Genomic DNA, 11,100 nt, shown 5'->3' with positions numbered 1-11,100 from the left:
GGGGCACGTTTTTTGGTTCGTTTTTGTCGTGTAACAAAAATGAACAAGAGGACGCCATGGATGGCGTCAGTTATTCAAATGGAAATGTTGAAGTTGCTTTGAATGCTGGGGTTGAGGCTAAAATTAAAAATTAGCGAACCCCCAACCCTTTATCCAAACGAAATTGGTTTTCTGCCAGTCTTTTTATCTTTAGTTTTTGCGCTTTTAGCGGCTGGTTTTTTATCCGTCTTTTTCGCTTTTGCAGGTGACTGATTATTCACTAGAGTTGTTACTTTTGGTTCTTCAATCACCTCAGGTACTTGCAGATACTCAACTGCATTATCTTCATAACCGTCTTCGTCTTCAAAATAATCCGCTTCTTGCGCATCGTCTTCGCTTCTTTCACCTGAAAATTCGGCAATTTGGAACAGTTGCCCGTCGAATTCTACCGTGTCACCTGCGTATACTTTTTTGCGTTTTAGTAGGCAAATTTCACCATTGAGGGCAACATAGCCGTCGGCAATTAGCATTTTTGCTTGACCGCCAGACTCAACAAGGTCGAGTAGCTTTAATAAGTTACATAATTCTATCGGTTGCTCTTCAAGTTCTACAACAAAGGCCTGTGACATGGATAAATCTCTTAACTGGTTTCGCTGGCTATTGTATCAAACTTATAGGTGCGGTCGAGTTCGCTGATGCCTAAACCTGACTTTTTACGCACTTTAATTTGCACTGGTATCCGCTCTTTCATCGCATCGATATGACTTATTACGCCAATAGTTTTGCCGCTGGCATGCAGGTTATCGAGCGCATCAAGGGCGATATCGAGGGTTTCTTTATCAAGTGTGCCAAAACCTTCATCTAGAAACAGTGAGTCAATACTCACTTTATGACTAACTAAATCAGAAAGCGCGAGCGCCAAAGCAAGGCTGACTAAAAAGCTTTCACCGCCAGATAGGGTGTTGGTATCGCGTACTTGCTCGCCTTGCCAAAGGTCAATGATCTGCATTTCTAACGACTGATCTTCCTTGCGTTTTAATAGGTAGCGGCCAGTGAGCTTATCAAGTTGTCGATTGGCCAGATAAATCAAATTATCAAGCGTTAGGCCTTGGGCAAACTTTCTAAATTTATCGCCTTTTTGCGAGCCAATTAAACCGTGTAAATAATGCCAATCTTGATACTCGCGGTTAAGTAAATCGAGCTCGTGTTTTAAATCTTTAAGTTTTTCTTGTCGCGCTGCATTTTCATTAATTTGATTGCTCAGTAAGCCCAGTTGCTGGTTGGTTTGACCAAGGGTTTCGTTTAGTTCGTCAAAGGCGCTTTGTAGTTGTTGGCTATTTAAGTTTAGCGTATTAAATTCGTGTGTTTGCTGGGTTTTTAACTCATTTTCAACGGTATTTATTTGCTCGCTATTAAGTGTAAGCGCGGTATCTAATTGGCGTTTAAGCTCGGCTAATTTCTCAAACTCATCTGCTGGTAAACGTGCTTGCTGCGCTTCTTCAAGCGTCGCATAAGGCGTTTGCTCCAGTAATTGGCTTAGTTTGGTTTGCACTTCACTCAATTGCACATTGGTATCATTAAGTTGATCTTGCTTTTCGCTCAGCTGACCATTGAGTTTGGTGAGCGCAGCATGTAACTGCTGGGCATGTTGTTCAGCGGTTTTTACTTCAGTATGAAGCGCTTCTAAGTGCGCCTGTGATATTTGCTTTTCAGTCGCGGTTGATTTATCACCAAACAGTTGTTGGCGTGTGTGAGCTTGCTCTGCAATTTTTTGCTGTGTGGTTTCGTGTTGGTTTTTTAATTCACTTTTTTGCTTTGCAACATCCATTTGCTGCTGTGTTAAATGGTTGCGTGCCTGCTGTGCTAGAGCGAGTTGTTGTTGCACCTGTTGGTATTTTTTATATTGCGTTTTATGTGTGTTTAATTGTTGTTTCTGTTCGTTAAACCAGTTGGCTAAATTGGCTTCTTGGCATGAGTAACCATTGTTTTTAATTGTATATACAAGCTTTGTAAGTGTTGTGTTATATAACTCTTGCTGCTCATTAAAGGTTGTTAATAGCTTTTGCTCTTTGGCAGATACGTTTTGTAATTGCTCTGTCGTGTTATTAAGTTTTTCGCTCAGCAATTGTATTTGATGGTTTAACTCGTGTTCTGCTTGTTTCGCCTCAGTTAACTGAGTATTTATTGCTTTAACTTGTTCATGGTTTTGTAACGCGGTTGCAAGTTGTTGCTCTGTTTTCTCAATATGTGTCAGTAAAGCGATTTCATCACTAATCGCAACATGCTCAATCGCCCAAGTTGTGACGATTGAATCCAGTTGCTTAGTTCTATTCGCGATTGCGGTATTGAATTGGTCAATTTGTTGGGCGTTGCTACTAAGTGTTGCTGAAAGCTCAATGATGTTTTGTTGTAAGTCACTTATCGCTTGTTTAAGCGTCGCGATGTATGTGCTTTCAGCACCTGACGTTTTACCCGCCTCAAAATGACTTAAGTCGTGCTGAACACTACCGCAAAGCGGGCAGGGGGTATCTTCTTTTAAATCTTGTCGTAGCAGTGCTAATTGAGCCTCTGCATCTTGTAAGCGAATTGAGGTATCTAAACTCTGTTGTTGAGCTTTCAGCAGCGCATTTTGTGAAGCAAGCTGCGCTTCTAGTTCAGGTTGGGCATTTTGTAAAACTTGAATCTGAGTTTTATCCGCAAATACTTCGTTTGTTATTTGTTGCCATTGAGTTTGCTGCTGTTTTGCAGTTTTGGCTTTATCTAGCGCCTGTTTAAGTGAGTTTATTGTGTTTTCACACACATCAATATCACTGTTGTCACAAAATTCACTTAACTGTGTTTGTAACTGCGTAACTTGTAGCTGATGCTGTTCACGCTTTGTTTGCTCTTTTGCGATACCTGTTTGTTGCTCGCCAATTGCTTGGTTTAAAGCGGTTTTGCTTTCGGCTAACTCGGTTAGTTGGTTTTGTTGCTGCTGCAAAGACTGTGCGTTTAGTTGCAGTTTGGCGTGCTCATCAAGCCACTCTGAAAGTTGGTGTTCAAATTGCTCTATATTTATGGTTTGATCAAAACTAGCGGCGAGTTGCTGCTTTTCAGCTTCAAGGCTCTGAATGTTACTTTCACTTTGTTGCAGCGCTTCAGTCAATTCTTTTTCTTGTATATACAAGCTTTCTAACTGCTGATTTAACTCGCTGAATTTGCTTTTGCTATGCGCAAGTTGGTTATCGAGAGGGGTTACTTGATTATCGATAAGGTCAAATAACTCTTTTTGCGCTTGCTTGGCAGTATCGAGTTTAGTGGCTAGTGAGTGGGCTAACTCAACTACCTTTGCTTGCTCGCTAGCACGCAAGTTTGCTTGTTGTTGATAACTTTCAATACTGGCAATTTGGTTTTGCTTGGCAGTGTTTAGTGATGCGAGTTTATCTAAATCAACTGCGAGCTTTTGTGCGGGCTGGGCAGTTTCAAGGCGTGTTAGTTCTGGCTGTTTTTCAGCAAGTTCATTTTCAAGCTGCGCTTTTTGCTGTTGCAGTTTTTCTAAACGCTGTTGGTTTTGTGTAAGTTGGTTATGCCAATCGCGTTTAGCTTGCAGGCTGGTAAGTTCGCTTTTTAAATTAGCTTGCTGTGTTTGTAGTTCACTAATTTGCTGGTTTATTTCATTTATGCGTTCTTCAGGTAACAGTTCGAGCGACTGTGTTTTAGCGTTTAGTACATTAAGTGCATCACGGGCTTCACCAAAGCGTTGGTGTACTAATTGTGAAATTTGCCCATAAATTTCGGTGCCTGTAAGTTCTTCTAATAACTCGGCGCGGTCGGCTTCTTTGGCTTGTAAAAATGCGGCGAATTGCCCCTGTGACAACATCATGGATTTTGTGAAGCGGGCAAAGTTAAGGCCTGTGAGTGACTCGATGAGTTGGTCTTTCTTTTTAATTTGAGTGGCGATAGGTTTGTTGCTCGCTACTTCAACCAGCTCTACTTCTGCTGGTTGTAAGTTACCGTCTGGCTTATTGCGGGCGCGGCGCATTGACCAAAAAGCACGATACACACCTTGATTTACGGCAAATTCAACTTCAGCTAAACAGTAACTGGTGCCTCGGGTCATTATTTCATTATTACTTGCGCTGATTGCACCAAGCCTTGGCGTGCTGTTATAAAGCGCTAAGCAAATGGCATCTAAAATGGTGGTTTTACCGGCGCCAGTTGGCCCTGTGATAGCAAAAATGCCGCTTTCGGCAAATGGCGCTTTGTTAAAGTCGATTTTCCATTCGCCTTTTAGCGAATTTAAATTGGCAAAACGCAGTGACAATATTTTCATGACTGTGCTCCTTTTGCCGTATTCAGCAGTGAAATAAAGTGCTGGGTTAGGCGCTCTTTTCGGGCAAGATCGTCATCTGTTGTAAACTCTTCAAGTGCAATACGTTTCTCAAAAACCTCTAAAGGGGTTATTTCAGACAGGTTTTCTTGCTTTTGTTGGCTAAGTTTAGCCACATGTTTGCGCGCACGTTTTAGTTGTAACACTTCCACTGGCAGGTCTTTGGTGAGATCTAACACGGTATTTTGCAGGTCGCTAATATAGTCGTCGGTGGTAACTTCAATGCTCAGCCAGGTTGTGTCAGTTTGCTCTGCAAATACGGTCAGTGCGTTTTTAATTTCGGCGAGGTTGCCTTTTATGGTTTGCATTGCTTGAAAGCGCGGGATTTCAAGTTGACTTATTTGCGAAACATTTTGCCCTTCAAATTCAACCAAGTTGACCGATTTTGCGTGTTTTAATTCATCAAAGCTAAGGGCAATGGGCGAGCCGCTATAAAACACATTACCTTCTTTGCCAACCTTTTGAGCGCCATGAATATGACCAAGGGCGATGTAATCGGCGTTTGGCAGTTGATGTGCGTTTATACCTGACAGGTGGCCGATATAAATATCGCGCACTGACTCTGAGCTAGATGCGCCTACCGCAGTTAAATGGCCCGTCATAATAATTGGTATATCTTGCGCTGCTTTTAATCTTTGCGCGGCTTGAAAGGTATTTTCAAAGTGTTCGTAAATGCCTTTGGCAAGGTTGTCTTGTTTTTCTTTTATGCTTTCGTCGGCGCGGCTGGTGATAATGTCTTTACTGCGCAAAAATGGAATAGCACAGACATAACCTAATGTTTTTTTTGCTTTTGTGATAGCGACGATTTGCTCTGCTACATTTTCACAGGCTTGCGATACCACATGGCAGTTAAGCGCTTTTACTAAGCTTTTAATCTCGTTAAGAGTTGCTACCGAATCGTGATTGCCTGCGGTAACAATCAACTGACAATTTGCTGCTTGCATCGCCAAAATAAGCTCGCTGTAAAGGCTGCGCGCATAACTTGGTGGCGTGCCAGTATCAAAAATATCTCCTGCGATGATCACCGCATCCACTTGCTGCGCTTTAACTTGCTCAGCTAGCCATTTGATTAATAAATGGTGCTCTTTTTGCCGAGACTGATTAAAAAAGCTCTGGCCAAGATGCCAGTCAGATGTGTGAATAATGCGCATAAGAGTTCTTGATAGCAAAAAAACTTACTTTATCACTTTTTAATAAAACCCATAAAGGGCAACGAGCTGCATAAAGCATAATTTTTTAACTGCTGCTTTTAGCGCATAACATGTTGTTGCAGCGCGTTAATTTATCCGTTAGATCTTCGCTTAATGGATGGTTATAATGCGTTTTTTATTTTGCTAACCAGTAAGAGAAATTCAGTATGTTCACGGCCATGCAAAGCCAATTTCAACGAATCGACGACAGTAAAGCGTTTCAAGCCTTTGTTATTTTTGTCATTGTGGTATCAGCGCTGAGTGTTGGTGCTCATACGTATGCCTTGCCTGTGTGGATGGAAAATCTCTTACTGCTGTTAGATAAAGGCATTACAGTATTTTTTGCGGTAGAAATTGCAATTCGTTTTATTGCTTCAAAAGGGCCTAAAGCGTTTTTCTCTAAGGGCTGGAATATTTTCGACACCATTATTGTAATTGGTAGCTTATTACCTGTTGCAGGTTCAACGGTGTTTATTGCGCGTTTACTGCGTATTTTCCGTGTGTTGCGTTTGGTTTCTATGGTGCCTGAGCTACGAATGCTGGTGAATGCGCTGATTAAAGCCATTCCGCGCATGGGTTACATCGCACTACTAATGTTTGTAATTTTCTACATTTATGCCGCTGTTGGTAGCATGATGTTCAGTGAAATTAACCCAACCCTTTGGCGCGATGTATCGATTTCAATGCTGACGCTGTTCCGTGTAGCAACCTTTGAAGACTGGACAGATGTAATGTACGAAACCATGGCGGTGCACCCGCTAAGTTGGATTTACTATTTGTCGTTTATCTTTTTAACTGCGTTTATTTTCTTAAATATGATGGTGGGTGTGGTGCTTGAAGTGATGACCCAAGAGCACGATAACTTTGTTAAAGAAAATACTGACGAATTAGATGAACCTGCCACCAAAGGTGAAGTGCTTGAGTTAAAAGCGCAAATTGTTGAGCTTAATAAATTACTCAGCGAACGGCTGAAGTAACCGTCATTCGGCACTTGCGCATCTCGCTAACCTCGTCAACACTTACTAAGAGTTGGCAGGTTATGTGGGTGTGCAATGCAGAACAAACAAAAACGTATTCTTCAAATACTCTATTTTGTTTGTGGCATTACATTCTGTGCATTAGCGTATTGGCTGTTTGGTGAGCTTTTAGGTGTCATTGTCACTGTAGCTGTTATTTTACTTTTTTTATTATTTGTTTTTATTCAATCTCCACCCTTAATCTTAACTAAACCTTCCCTTAAGTTATTACCTGAACCTGAAAAGCCACCGCTTTCAGTGCTTACTAACAATGCCTATCATGTGTTTTCACTGTTATGTGGTGCAGTTAATATTGATGAAGCGAAACTCACTAGCGCACTGCAGCAGGCGTTTGTAAGCGAAAAGGTTTCTTGCAAGCAATTAAAAGCTGGGCGGTTAAGTGTGACCATTTTATGCCCGCAAATTTGTGATGAAGCAGAATTTAATAAACTCTTCTCAGAGGTGCTTAAAACACATATTAATGATTGTGAATTTGGTGCTTGCTTGTATCGCGAGCCTTGTCAGCAGTTAAATGTGTATCAGTTAGCTGAGCTTGCTTTGGCAATTGCAAAAACCAAGCAACAAAGTAAATCGCATGTATTAAAACTAAATCAAACCAACTTAGCCTTGTTGCAATATTCGTTGCCAGAAATGATAAACGATATTCTGAATCGCCAATTGTTGTTTCACCAAGTAGGGATCACTATTCGTCACCAAAAAGTGGGGCTATGTGATGCTAAGCAATTTCTGCTTGGCTGTTTAGACAGTGATAAATTGTTAGCGTTGGATGAGCATTTACTAAAACAATTACTTAAAACCTTGGCACAAGACAGCAGTAACGATCCTGTGCTACTGAGTATTGACGCCGCTTCTTGGTATAGCGCTCAAGCTATCGACACATTAATAACCATGGTTGAAACCGCTGGTTTTAGCCAAATTATACGTTTTTCCATTTCTGAGGGGGTGCTAGTTAATGATTATAGAGTCATTAAACAACAACTTACCAAGGTAAAGCAGCGTGGCATTAGTATTGTGGCTGAGCGTTGTCATGGTGCATTAATGAAAATACAAAGTGATTTGTCATTTTTAACAGGCGCTTATATTGATGCCGATATTTTTCAATTGTCGGAAGTGCAACAAAGGGCACTTATGAATGCGTTTAGTGAATTTGCGAAGGAGCAACATTTGCAACTCTATGGTGCAGGTATTGAAGCGGTTAACCAGCTTTCATTACTTGTTGAATACCAGTTTGTAGGTGCAAGTGGTCGTTTTTTTCAGCAAGGGGAGCACAACATTGCGTTAGGGCTTAATTAAATACGCGTTGGGCACTTAAATAAGTTTTCGATACTTTAATCCACTAAGCCCCTGCAACCCTCCTGTATGAATTGCCATAATTTTAATGCCTGGGGCAAAATGCCCTTGCTCAATCAGCTTAAACAAGGTGAAAAAAAGCTTGCCTGTGTAGATAGGTTCAAGTGGTAGTTGGTCGCGAAGACTTTGGCAAAAGTGCCAAACTTCTTCACTAAACTTACCGTACCCACCGCAATGAAAATTGGTTAACAATTGCCAATTTTTTTGGTGTTGTGCTTTAGGGCTAAGCTGCTTTATCGTTTCATTTAAGTAATCTGCCTGCTTGAGCACCGCAACCCCCCGTATTTGGGTTTTTTCAGGCAAACCTTCAATTAGCCCTGCTAAGGTGCCACCACTACCTGTAGCGCACCATACTTCGTCTACTTTTGGTAAACTATGCGCCAACTCAATCATGCCTTTTAACGCAAGTTGATTGCTACCACCTTCAGGAATAATCAGGCTCCTTGCTTTGCTCTGTTGTAATTCTGCCAAATAATCTTGGTCATAACGTCTTTTGTAAGTCAGCCGATTAACAGGGGTTAACTTTACGCCACACGCCGCTGCGAATTTTAAACAGGGGTTATTAGCATCAAGTTCAGGTCCGCGCACAATCACTTCGGTATCAAAATTAAATAAGCGAGATGCGCCAGCAAGTGCATATAGATGGTTTGAAAATGCGCCTGAAAAGCTTATCAATTGATTGATGTTGTTTTGCTTTGCATAGATAAGATTATGCTTCAGCTTTCGCCACTTATTGCCGCTAATAAGAGGGTGGGTTAAATCATCGCGCTTAACAAATAAACTAATGTTTTTTTCAACTAATACTGAGTGGATAATTTTTTGAACTGGTGTTTCGTCAATATTTAGTTTTAAATCAATGCTCAAAGCACGAAACTCCTTGCTTAGGTTGGTTTGCTTGCTACACTAAGAACATTAGCGCGTTAGACAGTTAACATATTAAATAATAACAAATATGAAAAGTTTATTGGCACGGATCCCTTGGATAAATAGTAAAAATAGTGGCTCGCTTTTAGCTGGTATATACATTGCGAGCGACAAAGTTGTGGCTGTTGTTTTGCATCGTGTCGATGATGAGTGGGAAATTAACGCGAGTTTTGTTGAACCATTCCAACAAGAAACTGAAAAGTTACCTGCACTTACTAGCGTGATTGCAAAGCTGCCCTCTGAAAGCTCGCTATGCTTAGTTATGCCCGAGAATGCTTACCAATGGGTGCAAATTGAAAAACCAAACCTGTCTCAACAAGAGATCATTACGTCATTACCTTGGACGATTAAAGAGTTAGTGAGTTTAGAGCCTGCAGATATCATTGCAGATTATTACGATGCATCTTTAAAGCAAGGAGGTTTGGAGAAAATCAATGTTGTCGTAACAAGTCGTACATTATTTCAGCCAGTGTTAAACATTATCCATGATGGTGATGCAGAGCTTAAAACTGTTACCACCGCTGAAATGATATTGTGCGATATGGTTGCAAAAGATGATGGTGCACATATGTTGGTGTCGCAGCAATTTGGCTCTGAACCGAGCTTACACATCATTCGTAATGGGGATTTGCTGTTGTCACGTAAATTACGAGGATTAATGGCACTCGCTCAACAGCCGCTTGCTCAATTAAAGCTAGGCTTGCTCGATGCATTTGGTTTAGAACTACAGCGTTCGCTTGATTACTTTGAAAGTCAGCTCAAGCAGCCACCAATTAAAAGCTTACAATTGGCAATTCCAAATTTAGAATTGCACGGCATAGCGCAAGAGCTAAGTCAGTTTTTTCCGGCACGTGTACTGCCATTTGAACCTGCTTTGTCATTATGTCAGCAACAAAGTGCTGAAATGCAATTTGCAATTGCTGCAGCCCTTTCGTTAGACACGCGAGGTGACAATGAAAACGCGCATTAATTTATACCTTGAAGAGCTTAAACCTAAACGTGAATTTTTAACACTCACTAATGTGGCTATTTGCTGGGCTGCATTGATTGTAGTGCTAGTCATTGTTGTTGGGACTTTTGGTCATTTGAACCAAGCCAGTAAAGAACGAGTGCTGGTATTACAATCACAGTTAGATCAAGGTAAAAATCAGCTCACTCAAGCACAGCAAGCGCTTGAGCGTAAACAAGATAAATCGCCATTATTGCGCCGCATTGAAAAGAAGAAAGAAGAAATTCAAGAAAAACAGCGCTTGTTAGATTTTATGCTAACTAAAACAGCACAAGCCAAGTTCGATTACGCGCAAGTGATGACTGACCTTGCAGGTCATACGCATCGAGAAGTATGGCTTAAAGAATTTAAGTTTGTTGGTGACGAGATAACGCTTGTTGGTGCAGCAACGCATGGTTCAGCCATACCTGAATGGTTAAATGGTTTGAAAGATACTGATTATTTTAGCGCCAAAGCCTTTTCATTGCTGGAATTTGAAAAGCAAAAAGAAGGTGTCGAATTTCAGGTTGCCACTAAGTTAAATGGTTCAGGAGGTCAATAATGAAAGAAAATTGGCAGCAGTGGACCGAAAAATTTAGCGCTATGGCGCAACGTGAAAAGCTACTTATTTTTGCTGTAGGCTTATTTTTGATTGGTTACTTAACCATTTGGTTTGTGATTTCACCTTTACAAACGAGCTATAGCAATAATCAAACTCGTATTACTAACCTAACGCGTCAAGAAGCCAATACGCGCAAGCAACTAGCGATGATAAATGATGCTTTAACGCGAGACTATACCGCAGATTTAGTTGCCCAAGAAAAAGCAATTGAAGAGCAAATGACGTTAATAAATGAGAATTTAGCGGAATTTAGTTTAAGTTACATATCACCTGAAAAAATGGCCACAGTTTTGCAGCAGTTATTGCGCAAACACAAGGAATTATCACTGTCGTTATTTAAAATAAACCCAGTTAAGGCGATTTATGTAAATTCACCTTCAACAAATGAAGAACCTTCAGATGCTGCACCTGTGAAGCAGGAGATAGCTTTTTATCAGCATACTATGCAACTACAGATTGAAGGTAGTTACTTCTCTTTGTTGAGTTATTTAAAGCAAATGCAGCAAATCGAAGAAAAGTTGTTTATCCAAGAGTTTGATTACCGCGTAGATGAATATCCTACGGGTAAGTTAACATTAACTATTGCTACTGTAAGTGCGAATGATAAATTTATTGCGTTATAACATTGTTTTAATAGGGCT

The 11,100-nt window shown here is 40.8% G+C and carries 9 protein-coding genes; 5 read left to right on the top strand and 4 right to left on the bottom strand.

Annotation, left to right across the window (positions count from 1 at the left end):
- Positions 1-149 precede the first annotated feature (149 nt).
- Genes ON073_RS14505 through sbcD form a run of 3 tightly spaced genes read right to left on the bottom strand, consistent with a single transcriptional unit; the run spans position 150 to position 5,499 of the window.
- The gene (locus ON073_RS14505) at positions 150-608 is read right to left on the bottom strand and encodes an RNA-binding S4 domain-containing protein (RefSeq protein ID WP_274762591.1); all 459 of its coding nucleotides are present in this window, start codon (positions 606-608) and stop codon (positions 150-152) included.
- 11 nt (positions 609-619) lie between these two features.
- The gene (locus ON073_RS14500; RefSeq protein WP_274762590.1) at positions 620-4,291 is read right to left on the bottom strand and encodes an AAA family ATPase; all 3,672 of its coding nucleotides are present in this window, start codon (positions 4,289-4,291) and stop codon (positions 620-622) included.
- Positions 4,288-5,499: an exonuclease subunit SbcD gene (sbcD, locus tag ON073_RS14495; protein ID WP_274762589.1), complete on the bottom strand. Its 1,212-nt coding sequence runs from the start codon at positions 5,497-5,499 to the stop codon at positions 4,288-4,290. The genes ON073_RS14500 and sbcD overlap by 4 nt, the downstream gene beginning before the upstream one ends.
- 206 nt (positions 5,500-5,705) lie before the next feature.
- On the opposite strand from sbcD, the gene ON073_RS14490 reads away from it, so the two are divergent.
- On the top strand, positions 5,706-6,515 hold the full coding sequence (locus ON073_RS14490) for an ion transporter (protein ID WP_038639328.1): 810 nt from the start codon (positions 5,706-5,708) through the stop codon (positions 6,513-6,515).
- Between the two features lie 75 nt (positions 6,516-6,590).
- A complete protein-coding gene (locus ON073_RS14485; RefSeq protein WP_274762588.1) occupies positions 6,591-7,868 on the top strand; it encodes an EAL domain-containing protein in 1,278 nt (425 codons plus the stop codon).
- A gap of 15 nt (positions 7,869-7,883) precedes the next feature.
- Here the strand turns inward: ON073_RS14485 and ON073_RS14480 are convergent, their stop codons facing one another.
- Positions 7,884-8,789, bottom strand: a complete 906-nt coding sequence (locus ON073_RS14480; RefSeq protein ID WP_274762587.1) for a 1-aminocyclopropane-1-carboxylate deaminase/D-cysteine desulfhydrase — start codon at positions 8,787-8,789, stop codon at positions 7,884-7,886.
- A gap of 88 nt (positions 8,790-8,877) precedes the next feature.
- On the opposite strand from ON073_RS14480, the gene ON073_RS14475 reads away from it, so the two are divergent.
- The 3 genes from ON073_RS14475 to gspM are packed head-to-tail and all read left to right on the top strand — an operon-like array spanning position 8,878 to position 11,082.
- The gene (locus tag ON073_RS14475; RefSeq protein ID WP_274762586.1) at positions 8,878-9,819 is read left to right on the top strand and encodes a hypothetical protein; all 942 of its coding nucleotides are present in this window, start codon (positions 8,878-8,880) and stop codon (positions 9,817-9,819) included.
- Complete coding sequence (locus tag ON073_RS14470) at positions 9,803-10,399, top strand: PilN domain-containing protein (RefSeq protein WP_274762585.1); 597 nt, start codon at positions 9,803-9,805, stop codon at positions 10,397-10,399. Before ON073_RS14475 ends, ON073_RS14470 begins: the two co-directional genes overlap by 17 nt.
- On the top strand, positions 10,399-11,082 hold the full coding sequence (gene gspM / locus ON073_RS14465) for a type II secretion system protein GspM (RefSeq protein WP_274762584.1): 684 nt from the start codon (positions 10,399-10,401) through the stop codon (positions 11,080-11,082). Before ON073_RS14470 ends, gspM begins: the two co-directional genes overlap by 1 nt.
- Positions 11,083-11,100 lie beyond the last annotated feature (18 nt).

It is taken from the genome of Pseudoalteromonas sp. G4 (assembly GCF_028875915.1).
In the GTDB taxonomy this organism is placed as follows: Bacteria; Pseudomonadota; Gammaproteobacteria; order Enterobacterales; family Alteromonadaceae; genus Pseudoalteromonas.
This window is presented reverse-complemented; position numbering and strand designations above follow the sequence as displayed.